This window comes from Pedobacter gandavensis (assembly GCF_032678745.1).
GTDB lineage: Bacteria > Bacteroidota > Bacteroidia > Sphingobacteriales > Sphingobacteriaceae > Pedobacter > Pedobacter gandavensis_C.
Window position 1 is genome coordinate 96471 of sequence record NZ_JAVTST010000006.1, and the last position, 21808, is coordinate 118278.

A 21808-nucleotide genomic window follows, 5' to 3' on the forward strand; every position below is an offset into this window, starting at 1 on the left:
CATGCTACTCAATTGGCCCGAACAAAGCCATTGAGGCTTCCCCCTATTCCATAAAAAACAAAGTTCCCCCAAGCTGTATCGACATGAAGTTGAATCAGTTACTGGAAATTTTTGAATTTTTAACACCTGTATTACAGCTACTTACATAGCAAAACTACAATAATAGTTAGAAAACTACATAAATAGTTTGCTAACTATAAAAATAGTCGTAGCTTTAATTAACAATTAATACCGTTATAAAATGAGAGAACTTACAAAGGCAGAAGAACAAGTGATGTTGATTCTATGGGAAATAAAAGAAGGCTTAACCAAGGACGTAATTGAAAGAATGGAGCCCCCAAAACCAGCCTATAATACCGTATCTACTGTAATCCGCGTATTAGAAGGCAAAGGTTTTATTGACCATCGGGCCGTAGGCAATACCCATATCTATTTTCCAGTCATTACGGAAGACCAGTATAAACACTTTGCATTTGATAAGGTAATGAACAACTATTTTGAAAACTCCTATGAAAGTCTGGTGTCTTTCCTCGTAAAAGAGAAAAATATGGATATGGAGGCATTGGATGAGTTGATACAAATGGCAGAAAAACTTAAAAACAAGAAATGATGAACTGGTTCTATTATCTTCTGGAGGCTAACTTATACCTCGCCGTTTTTTACGGCTGTTACCGCTTGTTGCTGCACAATGAAACCTTTTATTCGACCAACAGGTTCTTTTTAATCCTCAGCACTTTAATGGCTTTCAGCTTACCTTTATTACAAATAGGTTACCTGAATCAGCTGTTTGAAAGCCGAATTGAGCAAGTAGTAAATCCTGTTTTGCTGGAAACTGGCAATCAGGAATCAGCCTTCCCAGACCTGGATCTGGCAATTTACGTCCTCTATTCAGGAGTAGCTATTTTCTTTATTTTAAAACTATTAAGAGACCTTTATCAGATTTTCGCACTTTCCAGAAGATCTAAACGCTATCAAAAAGACAAGGTTACTTATGTGATTTTAAATCATCACAATGCCGCCTTTTCATTTTTCAATCTCTTATTCATCCAATCTGATGTTCAAGGAAAAGAAACCATTTTGAAACATGAATTGGTACACATTCGTCAGGGACATAGTCTGGACATTATCTTTTTCGAAATCATTCAGATACTGAACTGGTTTAATCCCATTACTTATTTAATTAAAAAAGACATTAAACTCCTACATGAATACATTGCCGACGAACAGACCACTTTAAAAGAGATTGGAAAATATGATTATGCCTTATTTCTGATTAAGAATTCTTTTGGAATGGAAGCCAACCCTTTGAGTAATCACATCTTTAATCAATCCGTACTAAAACAAAGAATCAACATGTTAAACAAAGAAAAATCAACAGGAAGAGCCAGGCTCAAAATTCTGTTTGCATTGCCAATTGCCGCTGCAATGTTAGGAACATCCACGATGGCATTCACTAAGGATTATAGTCTGGTAGATTTATACCCGGAAAGGGTAGCTAGCAATATCAGTCCGGCAGAGAAACAACAGGCAATTCAATCGCCGAAAAACCAGGAACCGGTTAAACCCAAGCCAGTCAAAACACCAAAATTCCCACCACCGCCGCCGCCAGGAGCAGTTAGCAAAATCAAGTTGCCACCACCACCGCCCCCTCCAGGAGCAGTTAGCAAGATCAAATTTCCACCTCCCATAATAACGAGGGATAAAAAACCTGTTAAAAAAACATCCAAAAGCAAAAAGAATCAAGTCATAAAATTCGCAGCTCCAATTGTAAGGGATGACAAAAAAGTAGAAGTGACCACAGCTCCTACAACGACTATAGGTTATAGTAAGGTAGCTAAAGAACCAGCTGCAACTATAAGGGTAAAAGGACTGTCTTCAAAAAAAGTGGCCTCAAACCAACCAATACTAACCATAACTTCGACCAATGAAAGTAAGAAAGATGTAAATCCCAAGCCTGAAAGTCAGCCATAAACACAAAACGTCATCATGATTTTATTCAGGATGACGTTTTGTGCTGGGTATAAACTTTAAAATAAGGCAATTATAATATGCGGTTGACTATACCTCCTTTGGCGTCAAAAACTATTTTCTTTTCATCTCCTACTTTTTTCAGTTCTACTTTGTAAAGGATTACTTTTCCTTCTTGAAACTGATCTACATCATCAATTCTATAGCCAGTATAATTTTTCTTGATGACATTTGATACTGCTACCGGTAGCTCTTTCGCACTGATTTCTTTTTTATGCTTAACTATGGCACCTTTATTTGTGAACCAAACTTCATGGTCACGTCTGCCGATATCAAAATCTGCGTTATACAAATCGCCTTTCAATTCCCATTCAACTTTAGTGGCATTTGGAAATGCTTTTTGAAAGGAATTGCGTACCTCCAAAGGAACGTCTTTTGCAGGGATATCCTGAGCATAAGTTAGGCCTGAGAACAGCAGAGCTACTGCCAATAATAGTTTTCTTTTCATGGTAAATGAATTATGTTTCTATCCTCTACCACAAAGAAAGCGCCTAAATTCATTAACAAATCAAATTAAGCAATACAATGCCGTTCTTCAACGCTTAAACAGCGCTATGAACGTAATTATTATAATGCTTAAGGATAAAGGCAACCTTTGATTGCCTGAAAAAGCAGACGTTCCTATGCTTCTGGATGAAGTTGTCGTATAGCTTTTTTCTTTTGAAAAGAATCAAGAATAATCAATAGCATACCTCCCATAATGGACATATCAGCAGCATTGAAAACCCCGGTTTGAAATATAATAAAATCAATGTGCAGAAAATCTGTAACTGATCCATAAAGAATTCTATCGTATAAATTACCTATTCCCCCACCAATCACACAGCAAACACCAAATACCATACTAGGACTCAGATCTTTTCTAGTCATCACAAAATAGATACCCATCGCTAAAACCAGCACTGGTAATAATAAAAGTAACACAAATTTAACGCCCGAATGCAGGGAATCACCCATGCTTAGAAAAGCACCTGAATTTTCAACTTTAGTCAGCGTAAAATGATCACTGAAAAGTTTTATATTTTCATAATAATCGATATGTTCTCTTACGATGGCCTTGCTGATTTGATCACAGCCTACATTCAGCAATATAATTACTAAGATCAGCACCTTTCCCGCCAGACCACTAAACTTACTTTTTTCCATTTTGGTACCTCAAGCGCTAAATATAGGAATTGTATTTTTTAATTCAAATGACACATTCTTCAAATGAGAACGCGATATTGCCAATATTAATCAATAAAAAGAATTTATGAAATCACTTTTCTTTTCCTTTCTATTCACTGCATTTTCAATTGGCGCCTTTGCGCAAGGACTAGCCCCAGGATCAGCGATGCCTCAGGCTGTTTTTTATAAGGAGAATACCACGAAATTTTCTACAGATCAGATCCCTAAAGGTAAAAAATCACTGATCATGTTCTTTGATGCCACTTGCGAGCATTGTCAGAAAGTAGCGGGCAACCTAAGCAAAAACACGAAGGAGCTGTCAAATGTGAACCTGTACCTGGTTTCTCAGGATGTTTTCCGCTCCATTAATTATTTCGTGGATACTTTTGCCAAGCCTTTAAAAACGATGAAAAACGTCAGTACCTTACAAGATAAAGACTATGTTTTCATCCCACTATTCCATCCTAAACAATATCCATCATTATACCTTTACGGAGCAGACAAAAAATTGATCTTATTCTCCAGTAATGAAAAAGATGTGCCCAAATTCCTTAATCTAATGAAATAAGGAATTCAAACACATCTCTTTATGAATCTTTATGGGGGTTATTTTTTATAATTAACCCCCATGTTATAAAACAGAAAAGCCCATCTGTCTGCAATTTCTTCAATTGCTTTATCTGTTGGTTTCCCTGCACCATGCCCTGCATTGGTCTGAATGCTGATTAAAACCGGTGCATCCCCCGCCTGATCTTCCTGTAAGGTCGCTGCAAATTTAAAAGAGTGAGCAGGAACCACACGGTCGTCATGATCCGCAGTTGAAATCAGCGTAGCAGGATATTTAACCCCTGGTCTTAAGGCATGAACCGGCGAATATTTATGCAGGTATTCAAACATCTCTTTTGAATCTTCAGCCGTTCCATAGTCATAGCTCCAACCTGCACCGGCAGTAAACTTATGGTAACGGAGCATATCCATCACCCCCACTGCAGGAAAGGCCACCTTAAACAAATCCGGACGTTGTGCCATTGTTGCGCCAACCAGCAATCCACCATTTGAACCACCCATACTGGCCAGGTAATCTTTTGAAGTGTATTTATTCGCAATCAGAAATTCTCCCGCAGCAATAAAATCATCAAAGACATTTTGCTTTTGCAATTTTGTGCCTGCCAGGTGCCATTTTTCGCCATACTCTCCACCACCGCGAAGATTGGCCACAGCATAAATCCCCCCCTGCTCCATCAATACAATATTAGCCGTACTAAATGCTGGAGTCAGACTCACATTAAAACCTCCATAACCATATAAAACAGTAGGATTTTTACCATTCAATACTATCCCTTTTTTATAAGTAATGATCATCGGTACCTTTGTACCATCTTTTGAAGGATAAAATACCTGCTTTGACTCATAGTTTGCAGGATCAAAATCTACTCCTGATTTTTTATATACTTCTGATTTTCCGGTAGCAATTGTATACTTAAAAATGGTTGAAGGATAAACATAGGAAGTGAAGGTATAGTATAGCTCTTTGTCTTCTTTTTTACTTCCAAAACCACCAGCAGTACCAATCCCAGGAAGTTTAATTTCATGTTCTTTCTTACCATTCATATCATATTGCAATACCATCGAAACGGCATCTTTAATATAATTGGCAAACAATTTACCACCGCCCGTAGAAGGGCTCAATACGTTTTCTGTTTCTTTAATCAGCTCTTTCCAGTTTTCAACACCTGGATTAGCGGCATCTACCGTCACCACGCGGCCATTTGGCGCATTTAGATTGGTATAGATAAACAGCTTAGATCCAATATTATCAATGATGTTGTTATTCTTTTCAAAATTAGAAACTACAGGAACAATCGCTCCGTTTTTAGCGGTCAGGTCTTTAATATACAGCTCATTTCCAGAAGTTGAATTTGCTGCAGAAATGATTAGGTAGCCCTCATCCTCCGTTAAACCGGCTCCAATATAACGTCTCGGAGTTTTATCGCCACCAAAAATCATTTGATCGTCTTTTTGCGGAGTCCCCAATTGATGGAAAAACAATTTATGATATTGCGTAAGTCCTGATAACTGACTTCCTTCAACTGGTTTATCATAGCTACTGTAATAAAAGCCTGTATTTCCTTGCCAGGCAATGCCGGAAAACTTCACATCCGTTATTGTTTCACCAACCACTGATTTATCACTGGCTTTCAAGACAATTACCTTAGTCCAGTCAGAACCACCTTCTGAAATCTGGTAAGCCACCATACTCCCATCTTTTGAAAAGCTAATTCCTGCCATTGAGCTGGTTGCATCTTTTGAAAAGGTATTCGGGTCAAGAAAAACCTCTGGTTCGCCACCTTCCTTCTGACGGTAAAGCACACTCTGGTTTTGTAAGCCTGTGTTTTTATAATAATAAGTATACCCTCCTTCTTTAAATGGCTGAGAATACCTTTCATAATTCATTAGTTTTTTCAGACGTTCCTTGATGTCATTTCTATAAGGAATCTGCGCCAGATAGGCTTTAGTGACCGCATTCTGTGCTTCCACCCATAATTTCGTTTCTGCTGACCGGTCGTCTTCCAACCAACGGTAAGGATCTGCTACAGTGGTGCCAAAGTAGGTGTCTTTTACGTTTTCTTTTTTCGTTTCAGGGTAAATCATAGTCTTTTTTGGGGTATTACTCAGCTGGGCTTCCGCAAGAAATGGAAGCATGACGGCGAGAAATATTAACCCTTTGCCTGAGTTTTTCATAAATTCTATTTATTCGTTAATGATGATACGTGATTTGAGGGATTCAAATACTGATGGACAATGGGAATATCAGCTTCGGCCCAATCGCAATTTAGTAATTCTGATGGCTCCATCCAAGCATAAGCAGCATGCTCTTTTAAGAGAATAGTTCCCCCAACTATGCGGCATATAAAAGGAAGAAGAAGAATAGAAAACGCTGGATACTGATGTTGGGAAGCAGGTCTTGGAGCGATAATTTCAATGCTTAAATCCAGCTCTTCTTTTATTTCTCTGATCAGACAAGCCTCCGGACTTTCCCCAGGTTCTATTTTACCCCCCGGAAATTCCATTTTCAAAGGCATAGACATCCTGGCGCTCCGCTGAGTAACCAATACGCGTCCTTCCTCATTCACTATAATTGCACAACAAACTTCAATCATAGCCGAAGATAATTTATTTATGCATACCTAGTTTCCATATTAATTCTTAATACATATCTAAACAGGATTTCCAAAAATCCAATCTGCTAGACAATATAAAATCCGCTTGCTGTTCCATTTTAAATGGTCAGTAAGCGGATTTAAATCTTTATTTAGAAATCTCTTCCGGTGTTAATCCAGCGAAACGAATAGTTCTGACTGTGTCAGCCATACGCCATTTATCTTGCGCCACATCGCAGAATAATTGCCTCTGAAGGATTCAGTTTTATAATTCCAGGCACCAGTTTCCCAAGCCAGAATACCACTATCTCCGATCACAATCGATGAAGGAATACGCTCAAACAAAGGTGGCTTAGCTGAAAACATCTCTTTCCATGTTTTCAATAACTTCGCTTTTCCTGAATATTGTCCACCTTCACCGGAAATCACAATGATATCATCCATCCAATATTTAGCAACTCCTGCAACATCCTGGTTAGAGATGGCCATATTTGAGTCCATCCTGGAAAGGCGGATGGCTTCTTCTTCTTGTCTTTTAAAAAATGATACTGAACTCATAAAAATTAGCTTCGTCTTGTTTGTTGAGCCGCTAAGATGGTGAAAATATTAATTTTTCACTCTATTTTGCTCATCTTCTGCACCTGTATTCTTATGTTTTCTTAGTCCAGAAAGCGTTTTCCCGAAGCGATAGCTATAACTTAGCACCACATTTCTAGAGTCTGAACGATTGCGCCAGCCTGCTTCCGTATTTCTTAGATTGTTGATCTGCCCATTAGTAATCCGGGTATAAAAGAGGTCATTACCATTTATTTTTATCGTGGAACTTGGAGAAATTTTCCTTTGAATACCTGCATTAAATCCATACATCCGGCCTACCACAAACTGTGCATTGGTGATTTTAGTCCGATAGAAACCACTCCATTCAGCTGTCCAACTTTCGCTCAATTTAAATTGAAAAGTATTGTTAGTCGAGAAGAAAGTTCCCTTTGTATGTAAGGCTCCACTGTAAAAATCTTCACTCCTTGCATCCAGATTGGTCAGTTCTCCATAGAATTGCCAGGTTAGCCAGGGAAACAAGTCCAGCCCCGAATTTACACTCAGACTTTTCACTATTTTCCTGCCAATATTCCCAGGTCTGCTGTAATAGATCCCATCACGAATCTCAATGGTTTCATTCACCTCATCTTTAGTATCGCTATAACTCAAAGTTGTGGTAATCTTATTCTTAAAAGTATGAGAAAGCTCGATGCTATTGGTATACGAAGGGTTCAGGAAAGGATTTCCTTCATAATAAGTGAACTTATCCAGTGGCGAGATAAAAGGGTTCAGGTCCTGGAAATAAGGGCGGTCAATCCTTCGACCATAATTCAAACCAATCTGATTGTTTCCTAGCGTATCCAGCTTATAAGATACATAGGCGGTAGGAAACAGGCTGGTATATTTTCTATTGAAAGCAGAATCAGGTTTCAAAGGATTTCCTAGCTGATGGCCATCAGAAATCGTGTTTTCTGCACGTAATCCAAATTGTATAGACCATTTACCGCTTTCCCTGCTTAAGTTCAGATACCCGGAGTTGATATTCTCTTTATAAATGAAATGGTTACTCTTTTGAAAGTCCGGCAGCGTGATTTCGCCAATCGTATTGCTATACGCTCCTATATTATCGGTCTTGGTATAACTTGATTTTAAGCCTGCTTCCATTTTCCAATTGTTCTTAAAAGGCTTGGTATAATCTGCTTTCAGGCTATAAATTTTAATATTCGCAGGCAATTCTCCATGAAGGATGTCTTTTGATTTTAAGCTTTGATCCGGCAAATAAGAAGAATTGAAGATCTGCTGATGGGTGTTGGTTTTATAAACCAGATAATCGGCATCTAAGGCAATCTGCTGACCGGCTTTATCAAAATCATGGCGATAATTCAGGTTAACACCCAAATTTTTAAAGCTTTCTTTTTCTTTGCTGAGCGCTTTCACCACAGAGTCCAGTTCCCGCCCTGAATTTAAAAGCTGACTTACATTATCTGTAGTTTGCTTACCAGCTCTATCCATACCTGTTAAAACCAATCCCCAGGTACTTTTCTCAGATTGATAATAATCCATTCCAATTTTCCCATTCAGCATATTACCCTTTCTACGGATATAACTGTTTTGTTCAAAGAAGGATTGAGTACTGCCATCCACATTTTTATACTTTCGAAATAAGTCCAGATCGGTAAAGTTATTTTGATAACTATAGCCGAGGTTGCTGAAAAAATTCAACTTATCTTTTCGGAAGTTCATATTAAAACTGTTATTAGTTCTGGCAAGTTGCCCCTGAGTATAACCTAGATTTAATCCGCCATTCCAACCTGTCTGTTTATTTTTACGGGTTTTAATGTTAATCACACCACCCTGTCCAGCTGCATCATATTTTGCCGGAGGATTGGTCATCAGTTCAATCTGATCCAGTGAAGAAGAGGGTAAAGACCTGAGGTAATTTTCCAGGTCTGCACCTGACAAATAGCTCGGTTTCCCATCAATAAATATGGAAACGCCTTGTTTTCCTTTGAGACTAATGACTCCATTCTGATCTACGATGACACCTGGTGATTTCTCCAGCACATCCATGGCTGTAGTTCCCGAATTGGCAATCAGCGCATCGACATTCACCACCGTCCTATCGATTTTACGTTCAATAAAAGCCCTTTTACCCAAAATAGCCACTTCTTTCAGGTCTTTTGCGCCTGATATCAGCATTAATCCCGGCATTTGAATCCTCATATCCGACCCTTTCAAGACAAGCACCGCAGTCTGTAGGTTCTGATAACCCATCGCAGAAATTCTCAATTGATAACTTCCCTGATTCAAATGATCAAAAGAAAATCTCCCATCCTCCCCTGTAAAAGTGCTTTTCAAAAGACTACTATCGCTGACCTGGAAGAGGGCTACTGTGGCCAGGTCAAAAGCTTGTCCTGAATCCTTCAATACCTTTCCTGAAATCTGTCCTGCGCCCTGTGCTTTATTGGAAACCGGAGCCGGTTTAATGGAACCCTGGCTTTGACCAAAGGCTAAAATCTGGGCTGTACTCAGCCAGGCGACAAAAAATGCCGCGATCAATACTTTCATTTACTTTAAGAATTAATTTGAAGAAAAGCGTTTTACATGAAGCAAAAACTTACCAAATGAACATTTACATTAATTATTTGACTCAAACTCCTGTTTATAGGAAATGATCCAATCGGGACTCTTAATATACTTTTTAGCATATCTTTTCCGGGTTTCCTCCGGAAGTTCTTCCCCATTCAAAAGAAACTGATCCTTATTCATTTCGAAAGAAAACGTTTCATGTCGCCCCACTAAACGGTCTTTAATCAAATCATCCAGAATATGATCATGAGTTTTCTCGTTATAACGTTTCGCACTTTCATCATCCGAAACAAAGCTCCGGGTAATGGTTGATTTTTCGTGTTTAGATTCAGCCCTGTCTATGACCGTTTTTGTCTTTCCAGGTTCAAATATTTTCTTTCCGGCATCTGTCAATACCTTTTGGGTGGCAACAGCCATCTTTTCAAGGATTGAACGCTCCTTTTTCGTTATTGGGCTTTCCTTCTGAGTTTTAAAAGTTTTCTCTTTTATCGGCTTTGCGGCAATGGTATTCGATGATTTCTGACTAGTTTTTTGAATTGCCGATGGAGTATTCAATACTGATGAAAATGACATGCTTAGCATCACTATGGTCAGTAAGGCAACCGCCATAATGCGCTGTTCTATTTTGCTTAGTGTAGGATGATCATTGGAGACCATTCTTTTCACGCGTTTCAACAATTGATTAGGATGATCTGCAATAGCCATTGCATACTGCGGTTTATTCATTTGAAACTCCTCACAAGAAACCAAAGCGTTGATATAACCGACTTTATTATTCGTATTCAAAACGGCCAGATCATCGCAGCAACTCTCTCTTTCTTCCCGGATCAATCCGCTAATCCATAATACTGCCGGATTAAAGAAAAACAGCAGTTCCATGAAGCTCTGCAAGATATTTACCAGATAATCTCTTCTCTTCACATGTGCCAGCTCATGGCAAATGATGGCCTCTACTTCTTCTTTTGAAAGGTTATTAAGCAAACCAATGGGAACCAGAATCAATGGTTTAAAATAGCCTACTACCATTGGAACATTTACTAATCCAGACTGCACAATAGCCACTACCTTGTTAATTCCAAACTGGATGGCTAATTCCTGAACCCTATTTTTCCAATATACTCCTGCATCTGTGATTTTGGTATTTCGAATTCTTTTAATGCTGTACAATCCTGCAAATAACTGAACACTCTTTGCAGCGATGACTAAAAGCCAAAGCAGTACAATAGTAGTTGCATAGGAATTAAAATAAGACCATACATTTTGCATCCAAATCCAGGGCTGTTGTACATTGGCGATAGCATCCCTGCCTGCAGGACTTAAATCTGCGGGTAACAAGCCTGGCCAAAGGCTGGAGTTTAATTTTGAATCCCCAATTACCGCGAAATTAGCCGTGTTAGTTGCAAAGTTCCATTCATATATAAAGCTGGCAAAAACACCTGCCGAAAATAAGATAAAACAAGAAATCAATAGATTGTAACGCAATCTGGCGCTGGATCTGCTGGTAAAGATGATCACTGCCGCAGTGAGCAAAGCAAGGATCAGGCCTTGCCATAGGGAGTGTAATAGGGTTTTAAAAATGATGCTTTCCATACCTGTGGTTCTTTAAGGATGTGCTATATATTTTCTATTTCTAATCGATTTTACTCTTTTTCCAATTGACTCAATAAGGTTTTGATGGCTTCCAGATCTTCTTTAGAGGTTTTCTTATTCCCCATCAATTGCATCATTAAGTTACCGGCAGAACCATTGTACATGGTATCAATAAATTTATCCAACAGAAAATCTTTAGTGGTTTGTTCTTTTTCCGCTACATGATATATATGTTTCATCTGGCTTTCATCACGGGTTAGAATTCCCTTTTCCGCCATAATCTGCATCAACTTCAAAGTAGAAGTATAATTGACCTCCCGAAATTCATTTAGCTTATCATTGACCAAACGAACAGTACTTGGCCCCTTCTCCCATAGCACCTGTAGGATCTCCAATTCCGCTTTTGTTGGCTCTATTTGCTTCGGATTTTTAGAATGATTCGTTTCCATAATCTAAAGGTAGGAAAGTTTTCGTACGAAACAACACCTAGGGTGATTATTTTTGAAAAACGTATTCCCTGACACACTTTAAAACACTCAACAACAACATCATAGTAAACAGAAAGGGGCAGAAAACCATCGTTCTCTGCCCCTTTCTAAATTATTTCAAGGCCGGTATGGCCTGCTGTAAATAGACTATAACTTGTTTTTACGGTTCATGATTGCCTGATAAGCACCATCCCAAAGTCCAATTCTTTTTCTCAAAGATTCCATACTCATTTCTTCTGCTGTTGTCCAATTTGTTTCATTATCTCCACAAAGTTCAGCAGTCATTTCCAAAGCAAGGTGACTATGGTGGTCCCCATCCACTTCAATATGCCTATCTAGGTAATATTTAAATAAAGAAATCTGATCAGGAAACTTTTGATTTAAGTCGTTAACCATGGTTAAAAACATATTTGGAATCAGGTCTTCTCTACCAAAAGTAAAAGTACTGGCTTGTATATGGGCTTGTTGTGCATGAATCACCTGGAAAGTAAAATCAACAAAAGCTCTGGCTTCAATCGGAGTTCCTGCAACCTGATATGCTGCATCCATCGTTTCTCCCGATTTTAAAGCATTTAGAAACCTTTCAATAGCGCTGGTATCAGCTCCACATTGCTGCATGGCATCCAGATACATCTCAAAATGACTCTTTTTATTTCCCAGTGCGTCTACATCAGACTCTTCACCTGCTACAATTTCGTTAATTAAAGAACGGGTATTTCCTGAACCCACCGGGAACCATGGAATGCTGGTACAAGTCAGGTTGATTTGCAAAGCTTTCAGCAAGGACATAAAGTCCCAAACTGCATAAATATGGTATTCCATAAAGATCCTTAAATCTTCCAGGTCGTTGATCACACCATAAACTTTATGCTGGATAATCTCCTGTCTTAATGGCTCAATATGGGCTTGAATTTTTTCTAATGTAGTCGTAGTTATTGTGTTTTCCATGGTCATAAAAAATGCAAATGTATACATTCAGTACCATTGAATATCCTTAGTCAGCCCTAAATTTTCAAAAATGACATTAGCCCTGATTTCAATTGAATTCCTTACTCCTACTATTGATAAATGGATTAAAATACGTGCTTTTATTTGCCGGCAGTGATGACAATAATGTCTCTTTTAACCTCCATGCCTATATTATTTATCACCTGTTCCTTTTCCTCCCATACTTTTATCACTTCAAAACCTACTTCTTCCAGTAAATCTTTAACCATCTGTGTATCGTACAATTGAAAATCCCATTTCGTAAAAGGGAGTTGCTCCATAAAGTTCTTATCGGCAAAGCCAATGCAGAAATATCCCCCTGGTTTTAGCGCCTTATAAATCTCTGTTGCATAAGCTTTGGGATCTTTCCAGAAATACAGCGTATTTACGGTGAAAATCTTATGAAAAGAATGGGCAGGAAAATCAACATGAACTCCATCCGACAAAGAAAAAGTGGCAGAACCCGCTGCTACCAATTCCTGATTGATTCGGTTTGCTTCCTCAATCATCGTCTCAGAAATATCGATTCCAATATAATGTAATCCTGTTGCCTGCTCCATCAGCATCGGCAAGTGACTCCCATTGCCTGGTCCGATTTCCAACACCTGCTGCTGATCAGCAAGTTTCATGGCATCGATAGTGCGCTTGATCATATTTTCATTGGAAACCGCCATGCGTTCTCCGGTTTTCTTTCCATCTTCTCCTTTTGGAGAACTCAATTGACTACCTACTGCTTTCAAATCATCTTCATTCCATTTATTTTCCATAATTGAGCGGTTTTTAATTCATTTACAAATTGCCCTCATACATGAGTAGTCAATTCGATTTACAAGATATAAAACAAGTCTGGAGAAATAAAACAACCCTTTAGTTTTCTAATGAAAATAACATTTTTTGAAGCCATAGAAAAGAAAGAAAATATTTTTCTACGCTCTATAGCTTGAAAGCCAAAAGTATTGCGATATTGCGACCCTTTTTTAGCTATAACTATGATGATGTTTTTCCTGGTGGCAATCAATGCCTTAATTTTTCTTTTCCTATCATTTTTACATATTTATTGGGCATTTGGTGGTACCTGGGCGCTGGAAAATGCGCTCCCTGTTTCTAGTAGTGGCGAAAAAGCCTTACAACCTGGCAAAACAGGAACTTTAATGGTGGCGGTTGGACTGGCCATTTTCGCCTTTATTACAGTAGCCAACACCGGTATTATCGGAACCTTTATCCCAATGAATTACATCCACATTGCAACATATTTCATTGCTGGAATCTTTTCTTTACGCGCCATTGGTGATTTTAAGTACATCGGCATGATGAAAAGTGTTAAAGGAACTGGATTTGCAAAAGAAGATACAAGAACCTATATCCCTTTATGTCTTTTGATTTCGCTGTTTAGCTTATCAATTCCATTGATGTCTTGCGGAAAATAAGCTCATTCGCCATTTATTAATATCTGGCAGGTATCAAAGAAGCGACTATTAATCTGAGTCCACGCTCCATTTCAGTCGCTTCCAAAGAAGCATATCCCAAACGCAAAGCATTTAAAGGTTGCTCATCAAAAGAAAACCTTTCTGTGGAAATCACCTGGACTCCATTATTCAGCAACTGTGCTGCAAGTTGAATGGTATTTACCGGCTTCTTAAAAACCAGCCAAAAAGCAAGCCCACCTTCCGGAAGTTCATAATCAGCGACCTCTTTCATATATAAGTCCAGATATTTAACCATCATCGCTCTTCTCTCCCTATATATTCCCAGCGCCTTTTTCGCGTGCTTATTGACCAGGCCTTCTTCCATCAACTCAGCAACGGCATGCTCCATTACAGGGTCTCCCTGACGATCAATCGTCATCCTTAAAGCCGCTAAAGAATCGATAAAACTTTCCGGACCAGCCACATAGCCTACCCTTACCGCAGGTGCGATCAACTTACTCAATGAACTAATATAAATCACATTATGTGCGTTTGCATAACTTGCCAATGGTTGTAAGCTCCTGGACCCGAAATGGTAATCATGATCATAATCGTCCTCTATAATTGCAAAACCGTATTGATTAGAAAGATTCAGCAATTGCAATCTACGGTCTACCTTCATACTCACGGTAGTCGGGAATTGATGATGCGGCGTCACATACACTGCTTTTATTGCCTGCGACTTGCACAATTCTTCCAATTGTTTCACATCGATGCCCTGTTCATCTAAGCCCACTGGAAGCATGATGGCCCCTGCATGCTTAAACACATCAAATGCAGGCCTATACCCAGGGTTTTCAATGGCTACAAAATCTCCTGGCTTCACTAACACCTGAGCAGTTAAATAGAGTGCCATTTGACTGCCTCTGGTGATACAGATTTGGTTGACATTAAAATTTAATGCGCGATCCATACTCAACATCATTGAGAGGGCAATCCGGAGTCGCTCTTCTCCTCTTTCATTTGCGTAACCCAACATTCGCCACCTGGCTTTCTGCTGAAAAATTCGCTTATAAGCTCTGGCCAGCTCGTCCAAAGGTGCCAGTTTAACATCTGGCAAACCATCATTAAATACAATTAGTGGCACATCAGTAGGGATATTCGCTGGAATTCCTTCATTATAAGCGGTAAAAGAAAAGTTCTTGACGGAGGAAATACTCTCCTCATTTCTTTGTTTACGCCTGGTCTTTTGTATAGGAAGTTTTTCCGAAACGAAGGTTCCTTTTTTGTAGACAGTTTCCAGCCAACCCTCTGCAATCAGTTGCTCATAAGCCAGCACTACCGTCTTTCTGTTCAGGCCAATATCTTCGGCCAGAATACGACTGCCGGGCAGGGACATACCAGGTTTCAATCTTCCTTTAATGATTTCTGCGATCAGTCCATCTGCAATCTGCTGAAAAACAGCTTTATCTGCTCCTATTTCGAGGTTCAATATGGTTTTCCAAGGTCTTAGCATCTGGCCCATTAGTTTTAGTGAAAACTGGATGATTTCAGTCAGCCAAAAATAAGCAAATTTTGCAGTGTCAAAACGAATTAATATTTAAAACATTCCAACTAAATCAAAAGATCATGAGTGCATCAACAGAAAACAACAGCCCATTGTCATCAAAAGATTTTCATCAAACCTTTGCCCGTCCAAATTACCAACGTCCTGAAAAGTTCATTCATAAAAATGTAGAACAGGCAGGCGTCCACAACCAGTTTTCATTAGAAAGGAAACACCCGGTATTTTTTGTAGACCTACCCACCAAAAATGTGAGCATGACCATCGGCGGACTTTTACCGGGGCAACTCACGAACAAACACCGTCACACTTACGAAACCGTACTTTTTGTGATTGAAGGAGAAGGATACACAGAAATCGAAGGAGAACAAGTAGCCTGGCAAGCAGGAGATGCTGTTTATATCCCTGTTTGGGCATGGCATAGGCACCAGAATAAAAGCGATAAAAATCCTGCTAAATACATTGCCTGTGAAAATGCCCCACAATTACAGCATTTAGGCGTAGCACTTAGAGAAGAAGAAGGCAGAGACTAAACGCAAAAATTAATCCATCATTAAATTACAAAAACATGAACAAATCCATATTTAAAGGCATTATCGCCTACCCGATCACTCCTTTTAACGACCGCGAGCAAATCGACATTCCACTTTTCAAAAGATTACTGGAGCGGATGGTTGTTGCAGGTACTCATGCCATTGCTCCACTGGGAAGCACTGGAGTAATGCCCTACCTGAGTGATGATGAAAAAGAAGCCATTACAGAGGCCAGCATTCAACAGGTTGCCGGTAGAGTACCGGTACTTACTGGCGTCTCCAATCTCACTACCGAAAGAACCATTTACCATGCTAAGTTTGCTGAAAAAGCGGGTTCTGATGCGGTAATGATCTTACCAATGAGCTATTGGAAACTCAATGACAAGGAGATCTTCGCTCATTATGAAGCAGTGGCAAAAGCGATTTCCATTCCTATCATGGCCTATAACAACCCCTCCACAGGTGGTGTAGATATGTCGCCGGCCTTACTCAAAAAGCTATTGGAAATTCCAAATGTAACCATGATTAAAGAGAGTTCCGGAGACCTTCAGCGCATGCACACTTTACGCAAAGATCTGGATGAAGAAGTTTCCTTTTTTAATGGCTCTAATCCATTGGCTTTAGCTGCATTTGCAGCAGGGGCTACTGGCTGGTGTACAGCCGCCAGCAATCTGATTCCCGAACTCAACATTTCCTTATATGAGGCGATCAGCAAAAACGACTTAAAGACTGCACAATCACTATTTTACAAACAGTTAGATCTTTTAAAATTCCTACTGGCTAAAGGACTACCAAGATCTATCAAAGCCGGATTGGAATTATTAGGCGAAGACGCAGGAGAACTTAGAGGGCCATTACTACCATTGGCAGAGGAAGAAATAGCAGAATTGAAGATTCTACTGCAAGAATGTGTTTAAATGAAAAAATCAGAGCGTCTCTTTTTCTCTTTCCCGAACATGATCTGCGAGTTCATAGCTTGTAGCAGTGCCTCCTTTATCATCCATAAACAACAAAACAATCAATGAAATGATAGGAATCAGAAAGGAAATGAAAAACCAAAACCAGAAGCTTCTGCCCATACTAAAAGCAAGGACACCAGCTACAGTTTGAGGAATTAACAACACACAAATCAGGAGTATTTCTGGCATATTTTGAATGCTATGGTCCCTAGAAATCCATAGCATTCAAATATAAGCAATTTTCATTCTTAAACATCGGCTGTAAATAGCCTCCTGTATCATAGAAGCCTTATTAATCCGCCTTAAGACATTGAATCGGATTTACCGTTGCTGCTTTAACGGCTTGAATTGCGACAGTTAACCAGGAGATCAATAGCGCTAATAATCCTGCAGCTACAAAATACCAGAGTTGCAATTCTATGCGATAAGCAAAGGTATTTAGCCAATATTTGGTCATGATATAACTGATTGGTAAAGCAATCAGAATAGCGGCAATCACCGGTTTTGTAAAATCTTTTGATAAGATCATAATGATACTGGCTTCCGAAGCGCCCAATACCTTCCTGATGCCAATCTCTTTCAATCTTCTCTCTGCGGTAAACGTAGCCAGTCCGAATAAACCTAGACAGGAAATGATCACTGCTAAGGCAGAAAAATATCTGGACAATATGGCTACCCTGGTTTCGGCAACATATTGTTCCTGAAAATCCTGATCCAGGAATCGGTAAGTCAACACAAAACCAGGATTAAACTTTTTATAGAATTCCTGAATTCCCGCAATGGTTTCTTTTTCTGATCCTGCTTTCATCTTGATCATCACGCGGGTTAAGTTCTTGTCTGCATACTTGAAGAACATTGGCCTCACTTCCTGATGCATAGATTCATAATTAAAGTCCTTGATCACACCTGCAATCTGAAAGTCTTCCCCCCAAATCCCAAATATTTTACCAACCGGGTCTTTAAGTCGCATCACTTTGATAGCGGCTTCATTCACCAATACCTTTGAACTGTCTGCACCATATTTATTAGAAAAGCTTCTTCCCTCGGCCATTTCCATCCCTAACACCTCTACCATATCCGCGCTGATTCTTCCTTTTTGAAATTTTATGACTTCCTTAGGATCTCTTCCTTCCCATCTAAAATCACCAGTGGTAGCACTAAGATCTCCTAAAAAGTTCCTATCCATCCCGGCAGCTTTAATCACACCTGGTACTTTTCTAACCTCTGTCAGGAAAGTGCTAATATTATCCTGTAACCTTCCTTCCGTCTCAAAATACATGACATTGTCCTTTTTGTATCCTGGACTTTGCGTCTGTACAAACTCAATTTGTTTGTAAATCACAAAAACCGACACAATCAGGATTACCGAGAGTGTAAATTGAAAAACTACCAATCCTTTTCGCGTCCATAATTCTGCTACGGTGGTTCCCAGTTTCCCTTTTAATGCAGCGGCAGGATTAAATCCAGACAAATACAATGCGGGATAACTACCAGAAAACAGCCCTGTAAACAAGGCGATGGCTAACAATACTCCGATCATTTTTAAATCAAAATGAAGTGTTAAATTTTTACCGGTAATCGCATTAAATTGCGGCAGGAATAACTCCACGCATAGTAAAGCAAGGAATAGTGACAATAAGGTCAGCATGATAGATTCCGACATGTACTGTAGGATCAATGATTTGCGGCTGGCACCCATCACCTTTTTAATCCCTACTTCCTTCATTCTTCTGGAAGCTTTTGCCGTAGATAAATTCATAAAATTGATGCAGGCGATCACCAAAATAAAAACGGCAATCAGCGAGAATAACTTTACATAATCAATCCTTCCACCGGTCACTACGCCGTTTTCATATTTCCCGTAGAGGTAAGCATCCGCAGCTGGTCGGATAAATAATCTTCGGTAAGGATGACCTTTTTTGGCCATGAAATCTTCAATTTTGGCGCTAAACTGAATAGGATCTGTTCCTTTTTTCAATAAAAGAAAAGTATTCGGACCGAGATTGCTCCATTTCAAATAGGTAGAATCCCTGAAAAGCACCGTTAAAGGAACAAGAAAATCAAAACGATCAGAAGAATTTGCTGGTACATCTTTAAAAACACCCGAAATGAGAACATGGTTATCGCCTTTCATTTCAGAATTGCTCCATACCATCTCTTTTCCGATGACATCAGTAGTTTGGAACAGCTTTTTTGCCAATCCTTCAGAAATGGCGATATTGTCTTTACCGGTCATTACCTCATCCACTTTTCCAGCAACTAGTGGATAGGAAAATAGTTTAAAAAAGTCTTTTCCTGCAAATTTACCCCCGGCTTTTATCCCTGGACTATTTCCTGTATTTACCTTGCTTTCTGCTAACCAAAAAGCTGGGGAAGTCGTTACTGCTCCTTCCACTTCCGGCATATCCTTCACTAAAGATTCGCCCAGTAAGCCTGATGTTGCATCTCTGGTATTGATTCCGGAAGCTATTTTTTCATTCTCCATCACCTGATAGAGCTGATCATTATGGGCATGAAACTTATCCATATGTACCTCATCCATCACCCAAAGATATATCAGCAATGCACAACACAGACCAGCAGTAAGCCCAAGCAGGTTGATTAGAAAGGAACTTTTATATCTTTTGAAATTTCGGTAAATGAGTAACAAGTGATGTTGAAACATAAGGCTAGGTATTTTAATACCCCATAGCCAATCTATATGCCATATCCTTGAATGGAGCGTTAAGGCCTAAAATACACTATTTCATTTGAAAAGCTGTCCAAAAGCGAACAGCAGACTGTTCATAAGCGTACAGTCTGCTGTCTTAGAAGATTAAGAAAATTTTATTATTTTCTAATTGGTATTAAAGCCAGTTTTTTAGTTCTGGAAATTAGCAACCAGGCAAATACCGCTCCTGTTAAGGCCATCACTGTTCCTACCCATACCGGTGAGGTATAATCATAACCCGCAGCCAATGGTAAACCACCCAAAAAGGCTCCTAAAGCATTTCCAATATTGAAACTTGCCTGACTCACAGAAGCGGCAATCATTTCAGAACCTTTGGCGGTATTGATCATCAACATTTGTATTGGGGCAGCCACAGCAAAAGCTATTGCACCGGTAATGAAGGTCATCACTAAAGACATCGTCTGGTTGTAAGAAACATAATGAACGATAAATAGAGAAATTGCCATTGCTATCAAAAGAGAAACTGAAGCTTTCGCTGGTGAGAAACGGTCTGCTAATTTACCGCCAATAAAATTACCTACAAGCATTCCTAAACCGGCAAGTACCAGGATATAGGTAATGGAGTCTGCAGAGAAACCAGAAACATCGGTCAATAATGGGGCAATGTAGCTATACCAGGAGAACAATCCGCCTGTACCGATCGCAATCATTAAAATGATCAACCAGGCTTCAGGAAGTTTGAAAAAGGCCAGTTCTTTTTTCAGGTCTCTATCCTTGGTTGCAGAAAGGTTAGGCATCCATAGTTTCAAACTTAAGAGCGTAATTAACCCTACAATGACGATGATGACAAAAGTATATCTCCAGGAATAATGATGACCAATATAAGTTCCCAAAGGAACCCCAACTACGTTTGCAATCGTTAAACCTGCAAACATTAAGGAAACGGCCTGTGCTTCTTTACCTTTTCCGGCAATGCGACTGGCAACTACCGATCCTACACCAAAAAAGGCTCCATGAGGAAGTCCGGCAAGAAAACGTGCAGCAAGCATCATGGTATAATCCGGAGAAAAAGCTGATAAAGCATTAAATGCGGTGAACATTACCATTAAAGCAATCAGGATCTTTTTTGGAGGATAACTTCCGGCAATGGCTACCAGTAATGGCGCGCCTACCACAACTCCTAAAGCATAAGCAGAAATCAAATGTCCTGCCTCTGGAATGGTAATGGATAAATCTTTGGCAATATCAGGCAAGAGACCCATCATTACAAATTCTGTAATGCCAATTCCCAATCCGCCAAGCGTTAAAGTAAGTAAGCTTTTCTTCATAATCTACTGTAAGTTAGTGTAACAAATACACACTGCAAAATTAGTTAAATCATTTGCTTTTTTTCGTCTTCATTCTGTAAAATACAAGCGGGTTAATTTGTTTTTTTTCAAACACTTTGGAAGAACACTTGTTCCTATATCAAACAGGTTATCATCCAATTAGATGAAACCACAAAACCTATTCCCATGAAATACAACAATTATCGTAAGGCACTTTCTTCATTAACTGCTCAGAAAACTGACTCGACATTACCAGTAGTCGCATTGTTAGCCGGGCTGGCGATCGGTGCGGTAATAGGTGTTTTGTTTGCACCACAAAGAGGCTCAGATATCAGAACGAAAATATCAGATAAAGCAAAAGACCTCTCTGATGCGGCAAAGGACAAATTACATCTTGTAAAGAGCAAAGTATTATCAGAAGCGGATCAATTGGCCGAACTTAAAGATGAAGCCATTGATAAAGCAAAAACAAAATCAAAAGAAGCATTAAATGCTGCTGGGGGTATTGTAGACCAACTAAAATCTAAAGCACAAAGCCTGGATTCTGATGCAAAATCAACAGCAGAAAGAGTGCTGAATAGTTAATTCCCCTCCCTCCCTTTTCTTTTATAATCACCAAAAGCCTATTCGGTTACGCTGTAACTAAATAGGCTTTTGTTATTTCGGAATGAGTACCTACTGCTCCCTATAGGAGTCCTTATTTGTTCCGTATCCCATAGGGCTTCAATAAGCCCTTGGAAGGTCATTTAGACCTATCAAGGACCTATCAACCACCTATTAAGGATTAATCAGAGATTTAG

The 21808-nt window shown here is 39.3% G+C and carries 21 protein-coding genes; 7 read left to right on the forward strand and 14 right to left on the reverse strand.

The genetic code is table 11. The annotated features are described in order from the left end of the window. The first annotated feature begins 241 nt into the window (after positions 1–241). Positions 242–610 (forward strand): BlaI/MecI/CopY family transcriptional regulator, encoded by a 369-nt coding sequence (locus R2S10_RS18170; RefSeq protein WP_316841832.1) that lies wholly within the window; start codon positions 242–244, stop codon positions 608–610. Further along, complete coding sequence (locus R2S10_RS18175) at positions 607–1971, forward strand: M56 family metallopeptidase (protein ID WP_316841833.1); 1365 nt, start codon at positions 607–609, stop codon at positions 1969–1971. The genes R2S10_RS18170 and R2S10_RS18175 overlap by 4 nt, the downstream gene beginning before the upstream one ends. A 70-nt stretch (positions 1972–2041) precedes the next feature. Here the strand turns inward: R2S10_RS18175 and R2S10_RS18180 are convergent, their stop codons facing one another. Further along, entirely contained in the window at positions 2042–2476 is a 435-nt protein-coding gene (locus tag R2S10_RS18180) for a PepSY-like domain-containing protein (RefSeq protein ID WP_316841834.1), read from the reverse strand. A 173-nt stretch (positions 2477–2649) separates the two neighbouring features. Further along, positions 2650–3174: a signal peptidase II gene (lspA, locus tag R2S10_RS18185; protein WP_316841835.1), complete on the reverse strand. Its 525-nt coding sequence runs from the start codon at positions 3172–3174 to the stop codon at positions 2650–2652. A 106-nt stretch (positions 3175–3280) separates the two neighbouring features. Between lspA and R2S10_RS18190 the strand changes: the two genes are divergently transcribed. Then, a complete protein-coding gene (locus R2S10_RS18190) occupies positions 3281–3763 on the forward strand; it encodes a TlpA family protein disulfide reductase (RefSeq protein ID WP_316841836.1) in 483 nt (160 codons plus the stop codon). 38 nt (positions 3764–3801) lie between these two features. Here R2S10_RS18190 and R2S10_RS18195 read toward each other — a convergent pair whose 3' ends face one another. The 8 genes from R2S10_RS18195 to R2S10_RS18230 form a co-directional block, all read right to left on the reverse strand. Beyond that, positions 3802–5937, reverse strand: coding sequence for a prolyl oligopeptidase family serine peptidase (locus R2S10_RS18195; RefSeq protein ID WP_316841837.1), 2136 nt, complete (start codon positions 5935–5937; stop codon positions 3802–3804). Between the two features lie 5 nt (positions 5938–5942). Then, positions 5943–6356: a (deoxy)nucleoside triphosphate pyrophosphohydrolase gene (locus R2S10_RS18200; protein WP_316841838.1), complete on the reverse strand. Its 414-nt coding sequence runs from the start codon at positions 6354–6356 to the stop codon at positions 5943–5945. A gap of 171 nt (positions 6357–6527) precedes the next feature. Continuing rightward, positions 6528–6914 (reverse strand): nuclear transport factor 2 family protein, encoded by a 387-nt coding sequence (locus R2S10_RS18205; protein WP_316841839.1) that lies wholly within the window; start codon positions 6912–6914, stop codon positions 6528–6530. Positions 6915–6962: 48 nt separating this feature from the next. Continuing rightward, positions 6963–9461: a TonB-dependent receptor gene (locus R2S10_RS18210; protein WP_316841840.1), complete on the reverse strand. Its 2499-nt coding sequence runs from the start codon at positions 9459–9461 to the stop codon at positions 6963–6965. A 69-nt stretch (positions 9462–9530) separates the two neighbouring features. Beyond that, the gene (locus tag R2S10_RS18215; protein ID WP_316841841.1) at positions 9531–11072 is read right to left on the reverse strand and encodes a M56 family metallopeptidase; all 1542 of its coding nucleotides are present in this window, start codon (positions 11070–11072) and stop codon (positions 9531–9533) included. Between the two features lie 50 nt (positions 11073–11122). Then, positions 11123–11521 (reverse strand): BlaI/MecI/CopY family transcriptional regulator, encoded by a 399-nt coding sequence (locus R2S10_RS18220; RefSeq protein ID WP_316841842.1) that lies wholly within the window; start codon positions 11519–11521, stop codon positions 11123–11125. 186 nt (positions 11522–11707) lie between these two features. Further along, complete coding sequence (locus R2S10_RS18225; protein ID WP_316841843.1) at positions 11708–12508, reverse strand: DUF3050 domain-containing protein; 801 nt, start codon at positions 12506–12508, stop codon at positions 11708–11710. Positions 12509–12648: 140 nt separating this feature from the next. After that, complete coding sequence (locus tag R2S10_RS18230; protein ID WP_316841844.1) at positions 12649–13314, reverse strand: class I SAM-dependent methyltransferase; 666 nt, start codon at positions 13312–13314, stop codon at positions 12649–12651. A gap of 222 nt (positions 13315–13536) precedes the next feature. Here R2S10_RS18230 and R2S10_RS18235 point away from each other — a divergent pair, with 222 nt between their 5' ends. After that, positions 13537–13974, forward strand: a complete 438-nt coding sequence (locus R2S10_RS18235) for a DUF3995 domain-containing protein (protein ID WP_316841845.1) — start codon at positions 13537–13539, stop codon at positions 13972–13974. A gap of 16 nt (positions 13975–13990) precedes the next feature. Here R2S10_RS18235 and R2S10_RS18240 read toward each other — a convergent pair whose 3' ends face one another. Further along, a complete protein-coding gene (locus R2S10_RS18240; RefSeq protein WP_316841846.1) occupies positions 13991–15478 on the reverse strand; it encodes a PLP-dependent aminotransferase family protein in 1488 nt (495 codons plus the stop codon). Between the two features lie 104 nt (positions 15479–15582). Here R2S10_RS18240 and R2S10_RS18245 point away from each other — a divergent pair, with 104 nt between their 5' ends. Both R2S10_RS18245 and R2S10_RS18250 read left to right on the forward strand, forming a co-directional pair. Continuing rightward, positions 15583–16050 (forward strand): cupin domain-containing protein, encoded by a 468-nt coding sequence (locus R2S10_RS18245; protein ID WP_316841847.1) that lies wholly within the window; start codon positions 15583–15585, stop codon positions 16048–16050. Between the two features lie 35 nt (positions 16051–16085). Continuing rightward, the gene (locus tag R2S10_RS18250; RefSeq protein ID WP_316841848.1) at positions 16086–16967 is read left to right on the forward strand and encodes a dihydrodipicolinate synthase family protein; all 882 of its coding nucleotides are present in this window, start codon (positions 16086–16088) and stop codon (positions 16965–16967) included. A gap of 9 nt (positions 16968–16976) precedes the next feature. Here the strand turns inward: R2S10_RS18250 and R2S10_RS18255 are convergent, their stop codons facing one another. From R2S10_RS18255 to R2S10_RS18265, 3 genes are all read right to left on the reverse strand, one after another. Then, positions 16977–17198, reverse strand: a complete 222-nt coding sequence (locus tag R2S10_RS18255; protein ID WP_316841849.1) for a hypothetical protein — start codon at positions 17196–17198, stop codon at positions 16977–16979. Positions 17199–17301: 103 nt separating this feature from the next. Continuing rightward, positions 17302–19674, reverse strand: a complete 2373-nt coding sequence (locus R2S10_RS18260) for an ABC transporter permease (protein ID WP_316841850.1) — start codon at positions 19672–19674, stop codon at positions 17302–17304. A 164-nt stretch (positions 19675–19838) separates the two neighbouring features. Next, complete coding sequence (locus tag R2S10_RS18265; protein ID WP_316841851.1) at positions 19839–21008, reverse strand: MFS transporter; 1170 nt, start codon at positions 21006–21008, stop codon at positions 19839–19841. 186 nt (positions 21009–21194) lie between these two features. Between R2S10_RS18265 and R2S10_RS18270 the strand changes: the two genes are divergently transcribed. Next, positions 21195–21593, forward strand: a complete 399-nt coding sequence (locus R2S10_RS18270; RefSeq protein ID WP_316841852.1) for a YtxH domain-containing protein — start codon at positions 21195–21197, stop codon at positions 21591–21593. Positions 21594–21808: the final 215 nt, after the last annotated feature.